The organism is Microbacterium sp. T2.11-28 (genome assembly GCF_950097975.1).
Lineage (GTDB): Bacteria > Actinomycetota > Actinomycetes > Actinomycetales > Microbacteriaceae > Microbacterium.
In genome coordinates this window covers 117,674-136,791 of sequence record NZ_CATNHF010000028.1, presented here as the reverse complement: position 1 = coordinate 136,791, position 19,118 = coordinate 117,674, and the positions used below count along the sequence as shown (strand labels likewise).

13 protein-coding genes and 3 rRNA genes are annotated in these 19,118 nt (G+C 67.3%); 2 read left to right on the top strand and 14 right to left on the bottom strand.

What is annotated here, in order from left to right; all coding sequences use genetic code 11:
• Nucleotides 1-58: 58 nt before the first annotated feature.
• The 3 genes from rrf to QQZ13_RS11770 all read right to left on the bottom strand — a co-directional run bounded on the left by rrf (nt 59) and on the right by QQZ13_RS11770 (nt 5,323).
• Nucleotides 59-175: ribosomal RNA gene (gene rrf / locus QQZ13_RS11780) — 5S ribosomal RNA — on the bottom strand.
• A 100-nt stretch (nt 176-275) separates the two neighbouring features.
• Nucleotides 276-3,381, bottom strand: a 23S ribosomal RNA gene (locus QQZ13_RS11775).
• Between the two features lie 418 nt (nt 3,382-3,799).
• Nucleotides 3,800-5,323, bottom strand: a 16S ribosomal RNA gene (locus tag QQZ13_RS11770).
• Together the 16S, 23S and 5S rRNA genes form the textbook arrangement of a ribosomal RNA operon.
• A 589-nt stretch (nt 5,324-5,912) precedes the next feature.
• On the opposite strand from QQZ13_RS11770, the gene QQZ13_RS11765 reads away from it, so the two are divergent.
• Nucleotides 5,913-7,190, top strand: a complete 1,278-nt coding sequence (locus tag QQZ13_RS11765; protein WP_284529381.1) for a CoA transferase — start codon at nt 5,913-5,915, stop codon at nt 7,188-7,190.
• On the top strand, nt 7,180-7,596 hold the full coding sequence (locus QQZ13_RS11760; RefSeq protein WP_284529380.1) for a HEAT repeat domain-containing protein: 417 nt from the start codon (nt 7,180-7,182) through the stop codon (nt 7,594-7,596). The genes QQZ13_RS11765 and QQZ13_RS11760 overlap by 11 nt, the downstream gene beginning before the upstream one ends.
• Here the strand turns inward: QQZ13_RS11760 and QQZ13_RS11755 are convergent.
• From QQZ13_RS11755 to argC, 11 genes are all read right to left on the bottom strand, one after another.
• Complete coding sequence (locus QQZ13_RS11755; protein ID WP_284529379.1) at nt 7,554-8,387, bottom strand: DUF4184 family protein; 834 nt, start codon at nt 8,385-8,387, stop codon at nt 7,554-7,556. The two genes, QQZ13_RS11760 and QQZ13_RS11755, sit on opposite strands and share 43 nt — an antisense overlap.
• Before the next feature lie 3 nt (nt 8,388-8,390).
• Nucleotides 8,391-9,692 (bottom strand): tyrosine--tRNA ligase, encoded by a 1,302-nt coding sequence (gene tyrS / locus QQZ13_RS11750; protein WP_284529378.1) that lies wholly within the window; start codon nt 9,690-9,692, stop codon nt 8,391-8,393.
• Between the two features lie 58 nt (nt 9,693-9,750).
• Nucleotides 9,751-10,446: a hypothetical protein gene (locus tag QQZ13_RS11745; protein ID WP_284529377.1), complete on the bottom strand. Its 696-nt coding sequence runs from the start codon at nt 10,444-10,446 to the stop codon at nt 9,751-9,753.
• On the bottom strand, nt 10,443-11,093 hold the full coding sequence (locus tag QQZ13_RS11740; protein WP_284529376.1) for a SatD family protein: 651 nt from the start codon (nt 11,091-11,093) through the stop codon (nt 10,443-10,445). The genes QQZ13_RS11745 and QQZ13_RS11740 overlap by 4 nt, the downstream gene beginning before the upstream one ends.
• A gap of 69 nt (nt 11,094-11,162) precedes the next feature.
• Nucleotides 11,163-12,593 carry an argininosuccinate lyase gene (gene argH / locus QQZ13_RS11735; protein WP_284529374.1) on the bottom strand — a complete coding sequence of 477 codons (1,431 nt, stop codon included), beginning with the start codon at nt 12,591-12,593 and terminating at the stop codon, nt 11,163-11,165.
• Nucleotides 12,594-12,636: 43 nt separating this feature from the next.
• The gene (locus tag QQZ13_RS11730) at nt 12,637-13,704 is read right to left on the bottom strand and encodes a heparan-alpha-glucosaminide N-acetyltransferase domain-containing protein (protein WP_284529372.1); all 1,068 of its coding nucleotides are present in this window, start codon (nt 13,702-13,704) and stop codon (nt 12,637-12,639) included.
• Nucleotide 13,705: 1 nt separating this feature from the next.
• Nucleotides 13,706-14,629, bottom strand: coding sequence for an ornithine carbamoyltransferase (argF, locus tag QQZ13_RS11725; RefSeq protein WP_284529371.1), 924 nt, complete (start codon nt 14,627-14,629; stop codon nt 13,706-13,708).
• Complete coding sequence (locus tag QQZ13_RS11720; RefSeq protein ID WP_284529370.1) at nt 14,626-15,888, bottom strand: acetylornithine transaminase; 1,263 nt, start codon at nt 15,886-15,888, stop codon at nt 14,626-14,628. The genes argF and QQZ13_RS11720 overlap by 4 nt, the downstream gene beginning before the upstream one ends.
• Nucleotides 15,885-16,784 carry an acetylglutamate kinase gene (argB, locus tag QQZ13_RS11715; RefSeq protein WP_284529368.1) on the bottom strand — a complete coding sequence of 300 codons (900 nt, stop codon included), beginning with the start codon at nt 16,782-16,784 and terminating at the stop codon, nt 15,885-15,887. Before argB ends, QQZ13_RS11720 begins: the two co-directional genes overlap by 4 nt.
• Before the next feature lie 13 nt (nt 16,785-16,797).
• Entirely contained in the window at nt 16,798-17,955 is a 1,158-nt protein-coding gene (gene argJ, locus QQZ13_RS11710; RefSeq protein ID WP_284529367.1) for a bifunctional glutamate N-acetyltransferase/amino-acid acetyltransferase ArgJ, read from the bottom strand.
• A complete protein-coding gene (gene argC / locus QQZ13_RS11705; protein WP_284529365.1) occupies nt 17,952-19,016 on the bottom strand; it encodes an N-acetyl-gamma-glutamyl-phosphate reductase in 1,065 nt (354 codons plus the stop codon). The genes argJ and argC overlap by 4 nt, the downstream gene beginning before the upstream one ends.
• Nucleotides 19,017-19,118: the final 102 nt, after the last annotated feature.

Here is a 19,118-nt window from a genome sequence, read left to right as displayed (position 1 = left end):
TTCCTGCGCGTTAACGAGAAATGGCCACCCAACTCTGGGTGGCCATTTCACGAAAGAAGTCCGGCGGTGTCCTACTCTCCCACAGGGTCCCCCCTGCAGTACCATCGGCGCTGTGAGGCTTAGCTTCCGGGTTCGGAATGTAACCGGGCGTTTCCCTCACGCTATGGCCGCCGAAACACTATTGATGTTTCAGTCTGCACAACAATGTCATTGTCATGCGGTTCTCGACCGTACATCGAGAACCACTCAGTGGACGCAAGCACCAAAAACGGTGTGTTATCAAGTCATCGGCTTATTAGTACCGGTCAGCTTCACGCGTTACCGCGCTTCCACATCCGGCCTATCAACCCAGTAGTCTGGCTGGGAGCCTCTCGCCCGAAGGCATGGAAATCTCATCTTGAGGCCGGCTTCCCGCTTAGATGCTTTCAGCGGTTATCCATCCCGAACGTAGCTAACCAGCGGTGCTCTTGGCAGAACAACTGGCACACCAGAGGTTCGTCCAACCCGGTCCTCTCGTACTAGGGTCAGATCCTCTCAAATTTCCTACGCGCGCAGCGGATAGGGACCGAACTGTCTCACGACGTTCTAAACCCAGCTCGCGTACCGCTTTAATGGGCGAACAGCCCAACCCTTGGGACCTACTCCAGCCCCAGGATGCGACGAGCCGACATCGAGGTGCCAAACCATGCCGTCGATATGGACTCTTGGGCAAGATCAGCCTGTTATCCCCGAGGTACCTTTTATCCGTTGAGCGACAGCGCTTCCACAAGCCACTGCCGGATCACTAGTCCCGACTTTCGTCCCTGCTCGACCTGTCAGTCTCACAGTCAAGCTCCCTTGTGCACTTACACTCGCCACCTGATTGCCAACCAGGTTGAGGGAACCTTTGGGCGCCTCCGTTACTTTTTGGGAGGCAACCGCCCCAGTTAAACTACCCACCAGGCACTGTCCCTGAACCGGATTACGGTTCGAAGTTAGATATCCAGAGTGACCAGAGTGGTATTTCAACAATGACTCCACAAGAACTGGCGTCCCTGCTTCAAAGTCTCCCACCTATCCTACACAAGCCACACCGAACACCAATACCAAGCTGTAGTAAAGGTCACGGGGTCTTTCCGTCCTGCTGCGCGTAACGAGCATCTTTACTCGTAATGCAATTTCGCCGAGTTCGCGGTTGAGACAGTTGGGAAGTCGTTACGCCATTCGTGCAGGTCGGAACTTACCCGACAAGGAATTTCGCTACCTTAGGATGGTTATAGTTACCACCGCCGTTTACTGGGGCTTAAATTCTCAGCTTCGCCTTGCGGCTAACCGGTCCTCTTAACCTTCCAGCACCGGGCAGGCGTCAGTCCGTATACATCGTCTTGCGACTTGGCACGGACCTGTGTTTTTAATAAACAGTCGCTACCCACTAGTCTCTGCGGCCTCCAAACGCTTTCGGAGCAAGTCCTAGTACGTCGAAGGCCCCCCTTCTCCCGAAGTTACGGGGGCATTTTGCCGAGTTCCTTAACCACGATTCTCTCGATCTCCTTGGTATTCTCTACCTGACCACCTGAGTCGGTTTGGGGTACGGGCGGCTAGAACCTCGCGTCGATGCTTTTCTCGGCAGCATAGGATCACCCACTTTTTATCCGCATCGTGTCTCAGCCTATGTGAGAGACGGATTTGCCTATCTCTCGGCCTACGCACTTGCACCAGGACAACCATCGCCTGGCTTGGGCTACCTTCCTGCGTCACACCTGTTAATACGCTAACCGCACCAGCATGGGGTCGTGCGCTAGCTCCAACGTTCTCACCCCGAAGGGATCGATACAGAGGAATTCGGGCACTTAGCACCACTGGATTAGCTTGGGCGGTTCTTCGCCGGTACGGGAATATCAACCCGTTGTCCATCGACTACGCCTGTCGGCCTCGCCTTAGGTCCCGACTTACCCAGGGAAGATTAGCTTGACCCTGGAACCCTTGGTCTTTCGGAGGACGTGTTTCTCACACGTCTTTCGCTACTCATGCCTGCATTCTCACTCGTGTAGCCTCCACGGCTGGTTCACACCGCCGCTTCGCTGGCCACACGACGCTCTCCTACCCATCAACACGGCTGGACCACGAAGGCCTACCAATAATGTCAATGCCACAACTTCGGTGGCGTGCTTGAGCCCCGTTACATTGTCGGCGCGGAATCACTTGACCAGTGAGCTATTACGCACTCTTTCAAGGGTGGCTGCTTCTAAGCCAACCTCCTGGTTGTCAAGGCAACTCCACATCCTTTCCCACTTAGCACGCGCTTTGGGACCTTAGTTGGTGGTCTGGGTTGTTTCCCTCTCGACTATGAAGCTTATCCCCCACAGTCTCACTGCTGCGCTCTCACTTACCGGCATTCGGAGTTTGGCTGACGTCAGTAACCTTGTAGGGCCCATCGGCCATCCAGTAGCTCTACCTCCGGCAAGAAACACGCAACGCTGCACCTAAATGCATTTCGGAGAGAACCAGCTATCACGAAGTTTGATTGGCCTTTCACCCCTATCCACAGCTCATCCCCTCAGTTTTCAACCTAAGTGGGTTCGGCCCTCCACGACGTCTTACCGTCGCTTCAGCCTGGCCATGGATAGATCACTTCGCTTCGGGTCTAGGACACGCGACTGAATCGCCCTATTCAGACTCGCTTTCGCTACGGCTACCCCTCTCGGGTTAACCTCGCCACGTATCGCTAACTCGCAGGCTCATTCTTCAAAAGGCACGCTGTCACAGCTGCTAGGGCTGCTCCAACGGTTTGTAAGCAAACGGTTTCAGGTACTATTTCACTCCCCTCCCGGGGTACTTTTCACCTTTCCCTCACGGTACTTGTCCGCTATCGGTCATCTGGGAGTATTTAGGCTTATCAGGTGGTCCTGACAGATTCACACGGGATTTCTCGGGCCCCGTGCTACTTGGGATACTCTTCGCGTCAAGGGAGGCATTTCGACTACGGGGTTGGCACCCTCTATGACCTGGCTTTCAATCCAGTTCGTCTATACCTTCTTGTAACGCCGGCTGCTCGGCAGAACAGCCCGAAAAGTCCCACAACCCCGAATACGCAACTCCTGCCGGATATCACACGTACTCGGTTTAGCCTGTTCCGGTTTCGCTCGCCACTACTAACGGAATCGCGGTTGCTTTCTCTTCCTGTGGGTACTGAGATGTTTCACTTCCCCACGTTCCCTCTACCCGCCCTATATATTCAGGCGGGAGTCACTGGGTCGGCACGCCGCCCAGCGGGGTTTCCCCATTCGGAAATCCTCGGATCAAAGTGTGCTTATCCACTCCCCGAGGCTTATCGCAGATTGCTACGTCCTTCTTCGGCTCCAGATGCCAAGGCATCCACCGTTTGCTCTTAAAGACTTGAAATCACATGAGTTTTATCAAGAATCGGTTCGGACCGAAGTCCGACTCGAAATTGACTAATGATCTTTAAGATCATCTATATGAACTGACTTGCGTCAGTTCAAAGATGCTCGCGTCCACTGTGTAGTTCTCAAAGTACGGGCGGTACCTTCCCCGCTTGCCGATTCGGCAGCCAGAAAAGGTCCTGAGGTTGGCTTGCTCCGAAGAGCACATCCGGTCCCTCAGGACCCAACAGCGTGCATGTGCCGGCTGGCTTGCCCCGAACCTTTCCAGCTGCAAGCAGCGTACTGAGTTCGAAGGTCACCCTCCGGCACCTTGTCAAATGTTCCACCCATGAGCTAACCGGCAGGACGCATTCGGTCCTGATCCGGCGCCTGGACACCACTGTGTTCGAAAACCCAGGGTGCCAGATGCTCCTTAGAAAGGAGGTGATCCAGCCGCACCTTCCGGTACGGCTACCTTGTTACGACTTAGTCCTAATTACCGATCCCACCTTCGACGGCTCCCTCCACAAGGGTTGGGCCACCGGCTTCAGGTGTTACCGACTTTCATGACTTGACGGGCGGTGTGTACAAGACCCGGGAACGTATTCACCGCAGCGTTGCTGATCTGCGATTACTAGCGACTCCGACTTCATGAGGTCGAGTTGCAGACCTCAATCCGAACTGGGACCGGCTTTTTGGGATTCGCTCCACCTCGCGGTATTGCAGCCCTTTGTACCGGCCATTGTAGCATGCGTGAAGCCCAAGACATAAGGGGCATGATGATTTGACGTCATCCCCACCTTCCTCCGAGTTGACCCCGGCAGTATCCCATGAGTTCCCACCATTACGTGCTGGCAACATAGAACGAGGGTTGCGCTCGTTGCGGGACTTAACCCAACATCTCACGACACGAGCTGACGACAACCATGCACCACCTGTTTACGAGTGTCCAAAGAGTTCTACATTTCTGCAGCGTTCTCGTATATGTCAAGCCTTGGTAAGGTTCTTCGCGTTGCATCGAATTAATCCGCATGCTCCGCCGCTTGTGCGGGTCCCCGTCAATTCCTTTGAGTTTTAGCCTTGCGGCCGTACTCCCCAGGCGGGGAACTTAATGCGTTAGCTGCGTCACGGAGACCGTGGAATGGTCCCCACAACTAGTTCCCAACGTTTACGGGGTGGACTACCAGGGTATCTAAGCCTGTTTGCTCCCCACCCTTTCGCTCCTCAGCGTCAGTTACGGCCCAGAGATCTGCCTTCGCCATCGGTGTTCCTCCTGATATCTGCGCATTCCACCGCTACACCAGGAATTCCAATCTCCCCTACCGCACTCTAGTCTGCCCGTACCCACTGCAGGCCCGAGGTTGAGCCTCGGGTTTTCACAGCAGACGCGACAAACCGCCTACGAGCTCTTTACGCCCAATAATTCCGGATAACGCTTGCGCCCTACGTATTACCGCGGCTGCTGGCACGTAGTTAGCCGGCGCTTTTTCTGCAGGTACCGTCACTTTCGCTTCTTCCCTGCTAAAAGAGGTTTACAACCCGAAGGCCGTCGTCCCTCACGCGGCGTTGCTGCATCAGGCTTGCGCCCATTGTGCAATATTCCCCACTGCTGCCTCCCGTAGGAGTCTGGGCCGTGTCTCAGTCCCAGTGTGGCCGGTCACCCTCTCAGGCCGGCTACCCGTCGACGCCTTGGTGAGCCGTTACCTCACCAACTAGCTGATAGGCCGCGAGCTCATCCCTGACCGAAGTTCTTTCCAGCTGCTGAAGATGCCTTCGCAGCTCGTATCCGGTATTAGACGCCGTTTCCAGCGCTTATCCCAGAGTCAGGGGCAGATTGCTCACGTGTTACTCACCCGTTCGCCACTGATCCAGCAGAGCAAGCTCCGCCTTCACCGTTCGACTTGCATGTGTTAAGCACGCCGCCAGCGTTCATCCTGAGCCAGGATCAAACTCTCCGTAAAGAAATGTTGCTGCGATCAGCCGGAATGGACTGAAGCAGCGAGTTTGATCTGACCAAAGGGATGTCATTGCTGACTATCCGTTGCCGACACCGAAGTGCCGGACTTTGATCCAAAGGAATCTCATTCAGCCGAAGCTGAATCGAGGTTTTTTGGCATTTGACAAGTGCACGCTGTTGAGTTCTCAAGGATCGGATGCTCCTGCTGTTCGGCCTCTCAGCCTCCCCCGCAGGGCAACTTCTCTATCTTATCCATCCCGTTCCGTCTGTCAAATCGACGCGCCGGGATCTTCAGATCCACGGGAGCAGTCGATGACCGCGGTCCACGGGGTGGAAACTCCATCCTAGACCCGAAGGTCATGCTTCCTCTACGAGGTGTTTGGGTTGGAGGTGGTTCTCCGCTTGAGGGGGCGAGGCCTTCCGGCCTTCTCGCTCTTCCCTGTGGGGCGAACAAGTAATAAGTTACGTGGGTTCCGCCACTTGGGCAAATCGGGCTCGCATCCCGGGCGTGTCGCGCCCGCGATCCGCGGAATTCCGCGGATCTGGACGCGAGGGCACGTGCACGTCCGCTCAGTGGGGCGTAGCGTCGGGCCATGGTCGATCGTGTCGACGTCCCGCTCAGCGCCCGCCTCTCCGTCGGGGCGCTCGCGGAACGCGCCGTCGCAGACGCTTCGCGGGCCGCGGCCTCGCTGGCCGGAAGCACCCCCGGACCGCTGGACGGCGATCGCATCGCCGTCGCGTTCACCAGTGAGCGGTGGCTGCGCGTCGGCGGAGAGCGCCCGACCGCCTTCGGCGAGCTGTCGGCCTTCTTCCCGACGAGCGACGGCTGGGTCCGCACGCACGGCACCTACCCGCATCACGCCGCCGCGCTGCGCCGCGGACTCTCCGTGCCGCCGGACGCGGGCCGGGATGCCGTTGCCGCGGCGCTCCGCGGGCGCACCAGCGCCGACGCGGCCGCAGCGGTCACGGCGGAGGGCGGGCTGTGCGTACCGGTCGCGGCCGAGAGCCCGGCGGACGGGGCCGCGCCCGGCTCCGACGCCGTCGCCATCTCGCGTCTCGCCGACGCGCGCCCGCGGCCGCTTCCCGGGGGTCCGGTCGACGCGCCCCTGCGGGGAGTCCGCGTGCTGGACCTCACGCGGGTGATCGCCGGGCCGGTCGCCACCCGCACCCTCGCTCTCCTGGGCGCCGATGTCCTCCGGATCGACCCGCCCCGCACGCCCGAGATCTCCTGGCAGCATCTGGACACCGGCCACGGCAAGCGCTCGGCACGGGTGGATCTCGCAGCGCCCGCGGGACGCGCCGTGTTCGGGCTCCTCCTCGAGACCGCCGATGTGGTCGTCCTCGGGTACCGGCCGGCCGCGCTCGAGCGGCTCGGCCTGTCGCCCGAGGCGCTGGCCGCGCGGCGACCCGGCGTGATCGTCGCGCGTCTCACCGCCTGGGGCTCCCCCGACCGGCGCGGTTTCGACAGCCTCGTGCAGGCCGAGACCGGGATCGCGTGGGTGGAGTCGCCGGACGGACGGACCCCGGGCGTGCTCCCGGCCCAGGCCCTCGACCACAGCGCCGGCTATCTGCTCGCGGCAGCGATCCTGACCCTTCTCGCCCGGCGAGCCGCGGAGGGCGGGTCCTGGCTCGCCCAGACGAGCCTGCGCCGCGTGGCACAGGAGCTGCTGGCGATGCCGCGGCGCGCGGAACCCGGGACCGCCGCGCCTCCGGACGACGCGGGTCACCTGCAGACGTTCGACCTGGACGGCCTGGCCCTGACGACGTCCGCGCCGGCGATCGCCTACGCCGGCGGTCCGACCGCCTTCGCGGCGCCGCGCCCGTGGGGGCGCGATGCGCCGACCTGGATCGAGGCCGCCGATGCTCCCTGAGCCCGGCGGCCGGCCCCAGGATCTGGCCGCGGCGGCGTGCGAACTGTTCGGGCGCGAGCTCGTCGTCGACTGGTGCGAGCAGCTGCTGTCGGGCCGGGCGGGCGACGCGGATCGCCGCTGGCCGGACATCGCGTGGCTCGGCGGCACGATCGGCTGGCCGGATCACTGGCGCCGCGTCTGGGGAGCCCGCGGACTGCTGCATATCGGACCGCCGCGCCACCCCCGCCTCGTCGTCGACGCTCTGAGCGACCCCCACTGGCGCGTGCGGGAGATGTCGCTCAAGGTGATCCGCGCACACGACCTGCCCGACTCCCGCGGCCTCGTCGACGCCCTGACCGAGGATCCCGTCGAGCGGGTGCGCCGTCAGGCCTGGCGCACCCTCGGCGTCCCCGGCCCGCCGGAGTAGCGCCGCGCGACGACGACACCGCACAGCACCACGGTGACCGCGCCCCAGACGGCGCACGCCGGCGGAAGCACGCGGTAGGCCAGGTGCGCGGCCGTGAACGTGCCCTCGATGGGGCCGAGCACGACCAGCCCGCCGATCCAGGCGACCAGGAGGACGAGCGGGAGGGAGAGCCACCAGCTCACGCGCACCCACGTCGGGAGGACGCGGACGACGGGTCCGGTGCCGGCGCGCGCGAGCCACCACGCACCGAAGGCGGCGAGCACGACCAGGCCGAGGACGCCCGAGCCGTATTGGAGCCACTTGTAGCCGAGCAGAGGGCCCCACGGTTCCTCGAGGGAGGGGAACACCTCGAGCCCCCATCGCCCCTCGTGCGTGAAGGCGTCCCACACGATGTGCGAGATCACCCCGAGAAGCAGGGAGAGCGCGACGAGCACGGCGAACACCCCCGTGCGACGCCACAGCTCCCGCTGTGCACCCGGCCGCGGCGCGCGGACGGACTCCCAGGCGCGCCGTCCGGTGGCGTCCCACGCGGGCGGGAGCCGGCGCGCGAGCCACGTGGGCGAGATCTCCCGCACCGCCGGTCGCAGCACCGCGTACCAGATCACGAGGAGCAGGAGGGCGAGCAGCGTCGAGGCGAGCAGGTCGGTGTGGGTCACCTGGTAGCTGATTGGCAGGAAGCGCACGAACAGCGGGAGGTCGGGCGCCATCGCGCCGATCGCGATCGCCGCGGGCAGCAGCGGCGTGCGGACGAACGGGATCGCGACGATCGCGTGCGACGGGGTGAACGGCATGCGTCAGCCGACGAAGAGGCCCGCGAGCGTCTTCTTGCCGCGGCGGAGCACCGAGACGCCACCGGGGAGCGACCCCGTGACGACGACGGACTCGTCGGCGACCTTCTCGCCGTCGAGCGACACGCCGCCCTGGGCGATCGCGCGCCGGGCCTCGCCGAGGCTCGACACCAGCCCGGTGTCGACGAGCGCCTGCACGACCGGGGAGCCGTGCGCCACCTCGGCGTGCGGAAGCTCTCGCAGCGCACTGCGCAGCGTCTCGGCGTCGAGCGCGGACAGATCCCCCTGACCGAAGAGGGCCTCGGATGCCGCGATGGCCGCAGCCGTCGCCTCCGCCCCGTGGACGATGGTGGTCACTTCCCGCGCGACGCGCTTCTGGCCGACGCGGCGGAACGGCGCGGCCTCGTGCTCGGCCGCCACCTCTTCGATCTCGGCGCGCGTCAGGAACGTGAACACCTTGAGGCGGTCGATCACGTCGGCGTCGTCGGTGTTGAGCCAGAACTGGTACATCGCGTAGGGGCTGGTGAGCTCCGGATCGAGCCAGATCGCGTTGCCCTCGCTCTTGCCGAACTTGCGTCCGTCGCTGTTCGTGATCAGCGGCGTGCCGATGGCATGCACCGCGACGCCCTCGGCCTTGCGGATGAGGTCGACCCCGCTCGTCAGGTTGCCCCATTGGTCGCTTCCACCGGTCTGGAGGACGCACCCGTGCTGCAGGTACAACTCGCGGTAGTCGAGGCCCTGGAGGATCTGGTAGCTGAACTCGGCGTAGCTGATGCCGTCTTCCGAGTTCAGGCGTGCGCTGACGGCGTCCTTCTTCAGCATGGTCCCGACGCGGTAGTGCTTTCCGATGTCGCGGAGGAAGGTGATCGCGCTCATCGGCTGGGTCCAGTCGAGGTTGTTGACCAGACGCGCCGCATTCACTCCGTCGAAACTGAGGAAGCGCGCGACCTGCGACTGCAGGTAGCCCACCCATTCCGCGACCACCGTCGCGTCGTTCAGCGTGCGCTCGGCCGTGGGCTTCGGGTCGCCGATGAGACCCGTGGAACCCCCCACCAGCCCGAGCGGGCGATGGCCCGCCAGCTGCAGGCGACGCATCAGCAGGAGCTGGACGAGGTTTCCCAGGTGGAGGCTCGGGGCCGTGGGATCGAATCCGCAGTAGTACGTGATCGGGTCCCCGCCGAGCAGCGCACGCAGCGCTTCCTGATCGGTGGACACGTGCACCAGGCCACGCCAGACGATCTCGTCCCAGACGTTCTCGAACGCGGGGTCGTTGGCGGGCGCCGGGGCGCTCACGACGGTTTCAGACACGCGTTCCAGGCTATCAGCGCGACCGAGGCGACCCCGCGCACGGGGCGGCGGCCGAGCGTCAGGCCCCGGTCCCCCACCACAGGAGGAACGCCGCCCCGAGGGCGGTCACCCAGCTCACGAGGCTGCCGATGAGGAAGTACTCCGCGCGCGTCCCCGCCTCGGTGTCGCGCGAGATCTCCGGGAAGCGCACGATCCCCTTCGCGGCGAGCACCGCCGCCAGCAGGGTGAAGGCCCCGGTGAGCGTCAGCGCGAACACGAGGATGCGCTCGAGCGGACCGATGAGCCGGCCTCCCTTCAGCGCCGCCGGCGCGTCGTCGGGCACACTGCCTTCCCGCAGCGCGGCGCGCACCACGACGTTGCCGGACTCGGTCAGGAAGGCCACGGCGCCGACGGTGAAGACGGCGACGTCGAGGCTGACCAGGCCGAGCGGCGATGCGACCGGCCAGAGCTCGCCGAGCGGTCCCTGCTGGGGGCGCACGCCCACGATCGAGACCGCGATCGCCGACACCGCGGCGATCAGCACGACGGGCCACAGACCCGCCCGCCCGCCGCGACGGTCCGGCGTGCCCCAGACCCACAGGGTCGCCGTGCCGAGCGCGACGAAGGTCCAGACCACGGCGTCGGCGCCAGCGGAGAGGATCAGCAGCAGGACCGCGCCGAGCGCGAAGGCGGCGGGCCGTCCGCGCCGGGGCATGTACTGGCGGAGCAGGTCGACCGCCCCGACCGCCAGCAGGACGATCCCGGCGCCGATCACCGGTCGTCCCCTTCGAGCGCGGACAGTCCCGCCAGCAGCGCCGCGGACCCGGCGGCCGCCAGCATCTGGGAGACCGCGGGCTGGCTGATGCCCTCCTCCTCGGCGAGCTCCCGCTGCGTGCGGCCAGCCCACCGTCCGTATGTCAGGCGGCGCGCCCGCGAGCTCATCGCCCCGACGAGTTCGTCGCGCGCAAGCAGATAGGCGTTGGCCATCCGGATCTGCGACATCATGTCGGCATCCTCCTCCGGGGCTCCGACCACGCGTGTGCGCGCCTTCGGCATGCCGCGATCCTGCAGGCGGTGCACCGCCTCGATCGCGTCGCGCGCCGCCCACCACCCCGGCCCGTCGGAGATCAGCTCCGTGCGCGAGTCCACGGCCCGCACACCGCCCACCCCCACCCCGAATCGGAGCTCGATCCCCTCCGGAAGCGCGAGCTGCAGCAGCAGCAGCGATCGGAGCGCGGCGGAGAGCTCGGTGTGCACCGCCTGGAACTCGTCGCCCACGGTCGCCACGAGCGGCTGCTCGGCCGCCGGCGCGTCGCGCTCCACGCGGGTCACCGCATCCTCGATGGCGCGCTGGGCAGCGCTGCGGTCGGGCAGGCTGCGCGAGCCGACGATGTCGGCGATGGTGACGATACGGCGCTCCATGGAATAAGCGTAGCACTTATTTCATGGAGATATAAGTCAGATACCTATCGCGGTGCGCAGATAAGCGGATCAGAGACCGAGTGCCCGCGCCGCGCCCTGCGCACGCTCGACGAGCTCACGCCGCTGCTCCTCGACGCGGATCGGCGCCGTGCCTCCCGCGCCGGTGCGGCTGGCGACCGATCCCTCGATCGTCAGGACCTCGCGCACCGCCGGCACCAGGTGGGCCGAGACCTGCGCAAGGAGGGCGTCGTCGGCATCCTCCAGCCCGATCCCCCGCTCCTCGCAGGCACGGACCAGCGACCCGGAGATCTCATGGGCGTCCCGGAACGGCAAGCCCTGCCGGACCAGCCACTCGGCCACATCGGTGGCCAGCGAGAACCCCTCCGGAGCGAGGGACGCCATGCGGTCGGTGTCGAATCGTAGCGTCGCGATCATCCCCGCGAAGGCCGGCAGGACGACCTCGAGGGTGGTGACCGAGTCGAAGACGGGCTCCTTGTCCTCCTGCAGATCGCGGTTGTACGCGAGCGGCAGCGCCTTGAGCGTCGCGAGCAGCCCCGACAGGTTGCCGATCAGCCGACCGGCCTTTCCTCGTGCGAGCTCCGCGATGTCGGGGTTCTTCTTCTGCGGCATGATGCTCGAGCCGGTCGAGTACCCGTCGTCGAGGGTGACGAAGCCGAACTCGCGCGTGTTCCAGATGATGACGTCCTCCGCGAAACGCGACAGGTCGACGCCGATCATCGCGGCGATGAACGCGAACTCGGCGACCACGTCGCGCGCCGCCGTGCCGTCGAGCGAGTTCTCCGCCGGGCGGGCCAGTCCCAGCTCGGCCGCGACCAGCTGCGGATCCAGCCCGAGCGTCGCCCCCGCGAGGGCGCCACCGCCGTACGGCGACACGCTCGCGCGCGCCGACCAGTCCCGCAGTCGCTCCAGGTCGCGCACCAGCGGCCACGCATGCGCCTGCAGGTGGTGGGCGAGGAGGATCGGCTGCGCGTGCTGCAGGTGGGTGCGCCCCGGCATGATCGCGGTCGGGTGGGCCTCGGCCTGCGCGACCACCGCGTCGATCACGCGCAGGAGATCGCGGGCGATCACCCGGGCGTGATCGAGAAGGTAGAGCCGCACGAGAGTGGCGATCTGGTCGTTGCGGCTGCGGCCGGCACGGAGCTTGCCTCCCAGCTCGGGGCCGACGGCGGCGATGAGGGCCGCCTCGAGGGCGCCATGGACGTCCTCGTCGCCGGGCTGGGCGACCAGCGTCCCGTCGGTCACCGCGCGCGCGAGCGCGTCGAGACCCGCGTGCATCCGCGACTCCTCGTCGGGCGTGAGGTACCCGGCGGCGGCGAGCGCGGCAGCGTGGGCGTGCGAGCCCGCCAGGTCGTACAGCGCGAGGACCCAGTCGAAGTGGGTGGATCGGCTCAGCGCCTGCAGTTCGGGGGACGGTCCGGTCGCGAAGCGCGCCCCCCAGAGGGCGCCTTCGTTCGTGCCATGCGCGGATGAGTCGGTCACCGTCCCAGCCTAGCCAGCCGCGCGCCCGCCGCCGTCGTGGGGATCAGCCGCGCACGAGCGTGCGGACGATCCACGCGACTCCGCGCTCGAGGGGACCGCGCCCGAACAGCAGGGCCCAGGCGGTGCATGCCACGAGGGTGGTGACGATGAACGGCCCCAGCGGGTCGAGGGCGCGGAAGCCGCCGAGGTCGCCGGTGTCCCCGAGGACGACCGCGGCGATGACCGCCCACGCCAGGAGCTGACCCACGTAGGCCGTGAGCGGCATCGAGCCGACGGCGCGGAGCGGGATCAAGACCCAGGCCAGCGGCGTGCGGCACACGAGGAGCGAGGCCCCGAGGACGGCGAGCGCGACACCCCCGGAGCCGAGGACCTCGGGGAGGCCGCCGGAATGGGCCCGGTCGGTCCACACCTCCCCCACCCATCCCGGTCCGTCCGCCACGGGCCAGAGGGCGACCGCGCCGTAGCCCACGACGGCGGCCGCGACGCCGACCGCCACCAGCGCGAGCTGCGTCCCCAGCCGGCGCAGGTCGCTGCGGCCGGCGGCGAGCCCCGCGAGCACGAAGGCCAGCCAGAGCGTGAACGGGTAGTGCCAGCCGAGCATCAGCTCGACGTCGGATCCGGCACGGGCGACGATCTCGTTCAGCGCCGGCTGCAGCAGCGGCATCGTCAGGGCGAGCGCGGCGGCGAGCAGCCACAGCGCCGGAGCGCGCAGCCGGAGGAAGGGAAGCGCCAGCAGGAAGAGCACCGCGTAGGCCGGGAGGATGACGTAGACCGGAACGCCGGTGAGGATGAGCAGGATGCCGATCGTCCACAGGACCACCGCGCGCACCGCGGTCCGCGCCCGGACCAGCCGCAGACGGTCGCCCGCGACGGGAGCGGCGCCGCCGGAGACCAGCGCGAGGGAGACGCCGGCGAGCACGGCGAACAGGATCGAGGACCGCCCGTTGACGATGTCGACCCAGGTGGCCGGCGCGCTCGGGTCGAATGACTCGATCGCCAGCAGGTGGGCGGTGAGCATGCCGAGGACCGCGAGACCCCGCGCCAGATCGACACCCGCGAGCCGGGAGCCGGTCTGCAGGTGCGACGTGGCGAGGGCGCCGGCCACGGTCACGTCACTGCTGGCGCAGCAGCCAGACCAGCAGCGCCTTCTGGGCGTGGAGACGGTTCTCCGCCTCGTCCCAGACGACGCTCTGCGGGCCGTCGATCACCTCGGCGTCCACCTCGTAGCCGCGGTCGGCGGGCAGGCAGTGGATGAAGATCGCGTCGTCCTGTGCGAGCGCCATCGTCTCCTGGGTGACCTTGTAGGCGCCGAGATCGCGCAGGCGTGCGATCTTCTCCTCCTCCTTGCCCATCGAGACCCACGTGTCGGTGACGATCACGTCGGCGCCCGCGGCCGCCTCGACCGGGTCGGTGTACAGGGCCACCGATCCCCCGGTGGTCGCCGCGATCCGATCGGCGTCGGAGATGACGTCCTCGCGCGGCGCGTAGTCCTCGGGCGAGGCGACGCGCACGTGCATGCCCGCCGTGACGCCGGCGAGAACGTAGGAGTGCCCCATGTTCGACTTGCCGTCGCCGAAGAAGGTGAGCGTCAGGCCGGCGAGCTCGCCCTTGTGCTCGCGGATCGTGAGGAGATCGGCGAGCAGCTGGCACGGGTGGAAGTCGTCGCTGAGGGCGTTGACGACGGGGACGCGGGTGCCCGCCGCCATCTCCTCCAGCCCCGCCTGGGCGTACGTGCGCCACACGATGGCGGCGACCTGCCGCTCCAGCACGCGGGCCGTGTCGGAAGGGGTCTCCTTGCCGCCGAGCTGGCTGTTGGCGGTCGAGATGATCAGCGGCGAGCCGCCCAGGTCGGCGATGCCCACCGCGAAGGACACGCGGGTGCGCGTGGACGACTTGTCGAAGATCACCGCCACGGTCTGCGGGCCCTCGAGGGGCTTGAGCTTCCAGCGGTCCTTCTTCAGCGAGAGGGCGAGGTCCAGGATCTCGGCCTGCTCGGCCGGGCTGAGGTCGTCGTCGCGGAGGAGGTGGCGAGTCATGCGGATTCCTTCGAGTGGTCGGTCGGGTCCTCGAGCAGCAGCGAGTCCTCGACGGTGTGGAGTGCGCGTCCGAAGAGGTCGATGAACTCGTCCACCTCGACGTCGCCGATCGTGAGGGCGGGGGCGAGCCGCACCGTGTCCTCGTTGGCGGCGTTCACGATCAGGCCGTGCTGCTGCGCGGCCGCGACGACGGCGCCGGCGACCGGATGCCGCAGGCCGACGCCGATCAGCAGGCCCCGGCCGCGTGTCTCGCGGACCAGCGGCGAGTCCAGCGCCTCGATCGCCGTGCGCAGCTGCACGCCCCGCTCCGCCGCGTTGGCCAGGAGCCCCGCGCGTTCGATCTCGCGCAGGACGGCGACCGCGACCGCGGTCCCCAGCGCATTGCCGCCGAAGGTGGACCCGTGGGTGCCGGGGTAGAACAGGTCACTCGCCTCGCCGTAGGTGATGAGGGCGCCGATGGGGAAACCGCCGCCGATCCCCTTCGCGACGGTGATCGCGTCGGGGGTGATCCCTTCGTGCTGGAACGCGAACCACTCCCCCGTGCGACCCGCCCCGGTCTGGATCTCGTCGACGATCAGCAGGGCGCCGTGGCGCCGGGTGATCTCGCGCGCCGCGCGCAGGTAGCCCTCGGGCAGCTCGACCACCCCGGCCTCGCCCTTGATGGGCTCGACGAACAGGGCGGCGACACGGTCGTCCATGGCGGCCTCGAGCGCCGCGACGGTCGAGTCGAGGAACTCCACCCCCGGGACCATGGGGAGGAAGGGCTCCTGCATGTAGGGCTTGCCCGTCAGGGCGAGCGTCCCCATCGTTCGACCGTGGAAGGCGTTCTCGAGGGCGAGGATGCGCGGGCGCGGCGTGCCGCCGTTGCGGTCGGCGGCGCCGTGGAGGCGCGCGAGCTTGAACGCCGCCTCGTTGGCCTCGGCGCCCGAGTTGCCGAAGTAGACGCGTCCCGCCTCCCCTGCCCCGGCGATCTCCTTGAGGAGGGCGGCCAGCTCGAGCTGTGGCGGGGTCGCGAAGTAGTTCGAGACGTGGGCGAGGGTCGCCGCCTGCCGGGCGATCGCGTCGACGAAGACGGGGTGGGCGTGCCCGAGCGAGGTCACGGCGATCCCGCCGAGGAAGTCCAGGTAGCGTCGGCCCGAGTCGTCCCACACCGACGCGCCCTCGCCGCGCGTGAACATCGCCAGTCGGGCGCCGGCGTTGCGCACCAGGTCGCGCGACGCGTCCTCCTGCCAGCGTGCCTGCGTCGTCGTGTCGGTCACTTCGCCACCACCTCTGTTCCGATTCCGTGTTCCGTGAAGATCTCCACCAGCACCGAGTGCGGCTGGCGGCCGTCGATGATCGCCGCCGTGTCGACGCCGCCCTCGACGGCATCCAGGCAGGCCTGCATCTTGGGGATCATGCCCGACTCCAGCGTCGGCAGCATCTCGCGCAGCTCGGACGCCGTCAGGTGCGAGACGAGGGATTCCCGATCGGGCCAGTCGGCGTACAGTCCCGGAACGTCGGTGAGCACCACGAGCTTGGTGGCGCCGAGGGCGACCGCGAGCGCTGCGGCGGCGGCATCCGCGTTGACGTTCAGCGAGTGGCCGGGATTGTCGTGGTCCGGGGCGATCGAGGAGACGACGGGGATCCGGCCCGCGGTCAGCTGATCGAGGACGGGCTGCGGATCGACGCCCACGACATCGCCCACGAAGCCCAGGTCGTGCTCGACGCCCTCGATGACGACCCCGCGCCGCCGACCGCGGAACAGCCCCGCATCCTCCCCGGACAGGCCGGTCGCGAAGGGCCCATGGGCGTTGATCTTCGCCACCAGCTGGGGGTTGATCTGGCCGGTCAGCACCATCCGCACCACACCGATGGCCTCCGTCGAGGTCACCCGGTAGCCGCCCTTGAACTCGCTCGGGATCGACAGCCGGTCGAGCATCTTCGAGATCTGCGGCCCGCCGCCGTGCACGACCACCGGCTTGACGCCCGCGAAGCGCAGGTACGCGATGTCCTGCGCGAAGGCGTCCTGCAGCTCCTCGGAGACCATGGCGTTGCCGCCGTACTTGATCACGATGATCTGGTCGCGGAACCGGCGCAGCCAGGGCAGCGATTCGATCAGGACCGCGGCCTTCTCGGCCGCCTCCTCGGGAGTCGTCTGCTGGAGATCGGTCATGAGGCCTGCTCGTTCATGAGGAGTACGCGCTGTTCTCGTGCACGTAGTCGTGGGTGAGGTCGTTGGTGAGGATCGTCGCCTCGGCGTCTCCGACCTTCAGGTCGATGAGGATGCCGGTCGCGCGCGGCGTGAGGTCGACCTCCTCGCGAGGACGGTCGGGGGCGCCCGCGCTGCAGACGCGCACGCCGTTGAACCAGACGTCGACGTCGTAGGGGTCGAAGGCCGCGTCGGTCGTGCCGATGGCCGCGAGCACCCGGCCCCAGTTGGGGTCGTTGCCGAAGACGGCGGCCTTGAACAGGTTGTTGCGCGCCACCGACCGTCCGACCGCCACGGCGTCGTCGTCGGAGGCGGCGTGGACGACCTGGATCGTGATGTCGTGACTGGCGCCCTCCGCGTCGGCCTGCAGCTGCTGCGCGAGGTCCTGGCACACCTCGGTCAGCGCGCGGGCGAACTCGTCGAGGTCCGGTGCGATGCCGCTGGCCCCGCTGGCCAGGAGCGTGACCTGGTCGTTGGTCGACATGCAGCCGTCGGAGTCGAGCCTGTCGAAGGTCAGCCGCGTCGCGCGGCGCAGCGAGGTGTCGAGGTCGGCGGAGCCCACGACGGCGTCGGTCGTGATCACGACGAGCATCGTGGCCAGTCCCGGCGCGAGCATCCCCGCGCCCTTGGCCATGCCGCCGATCGTCCAGCCGCTGCGCGAGACCACGGCCCGCTTGGGCTTCGAGTCCGTCGTCATGATGGCCAGCGACGCGTCGTCCCCGCCGTCGGCGGTGAGGGTGCGGATCGCTTCCGCCGTGCCCTGCAGCACCTTGGCGCGGAACGTCTCGTCGCCCGTCCCGATCAGCCCGGTCGAGCAGACCAGCACGTCGCCGGGGCTCACCCCGAGCAGGCCGGCCGCGGTCTCGGCGGTCTGATGGGTGGTCTGGAATCCGAAGCTCCCGGTGAAGCAGTTCGCGCCTCCGGAGTTCAGGACCACCGCCTCCGCGACGCCGTCGGCGATCGCCTGCTGCGACCAGAGGATCGGGTTGGCCTTGGCGCGGTTGCTGGTGAACACGGCCGCGGCGGCCTTGGCCGGCCCGCGGTTGACGACGACGGCGACGTCCTTGGCCCCGGTGGACTTCAGCCCCACCGCGACACCGGCCGCCTCGAATCCCCTCGCTGCGGTGACGCTCACGGCGCGACTCCGTTCACGGTCAGGCCCGTGGCCTCGGGGAGGCCGAGGGCGATGTTCATGGACTGGACGGCGGCACCGGCGGTGCCCTTGACGAGGTTGTCCACCGCGGTGACCACGACGACCTTGTCGGCGGCGCGGTCGATCGCCAGGCCCATGAGCGCGGTGTTGGCCCCGAGCACGTCGGCGGTGCGGGGGAAGGAGCCCTCGGGCAGGAGCTGGACGAAGGTCTCGTCGCCGTAGGCGGACTCCCATGCCTCGCGGATCTCGGCGTCCGAGGCCCCCGGCGCGATCCGCGCGACGCTCGTGGCGAGGATGCCGCGCGCCATCGGCACGATCACGGGGGTGAAGGAGATCCCCACCGCGTCGTCGGCCAGCGGCACCCGGCGACCGCCGGCGGCCACGAGCGCCTGCCGGATCTCCGGGATGTGGCGGTGCGTGCCGCCGACCGCATAGGGGTTCGCGCTCCCGAGGATCTCGGAGGCCAGCAGGTGGGTCTTGGCGCTCTTGCCGGCACCGGAGGGGCCGACCGCCAGCACGCTGACGATGTCACCGGGGTCGATGACGCCGGCGGCGACGCCCGGTGCGAGGCTCAGCGCGACCGTGGAGGCGTTGCAGCCGGGGGCGGCGATGCGCGCCGCGCCGGCGAGGTGGGTGCGCTGCTTGACACCGTCCACGAGCAGCTCGGGGACGCCGTACGCCCACGGCTCGTGGAAGTCACCGCCGTAGAAGGCCTCCCACGCGTGGGCCGAGGTGAGCCGGTGGTCGGCGCCGGCGTCGATGACGAGCGGCACGCCGGCAAGGGCCTCGGTGTACTGCCCGGACTGCCCGTGCGGCAGCGCGAGGAAGACGATGTCGTGACCGGCCAGGGTCTCCGGCGCCGTCTCCTGGAGCGTGAGGTGTGCGAGCGAGCGCAGGTGCGGCTGCTGCTCGATGAGCGGCTGCCCCGCGTTCGAATGCGCCGTCACCGTGCGGATCTCGATGTCGGGGTGGGCGGCCAGCAGGCGCAGGATCTCGCCGCCGGCATAGCCGGATGCGCCGGAAACGGCGACCGAGTAGGTCATTGTCCAACCTTATTGTCTGAGGAACGGGCCCTTGGACGGGCTCAGGCCGAAGACGGCGACACCGGCGGCTCGACCCGCGGGAGCGGGGAGCGTGCGGGGTCG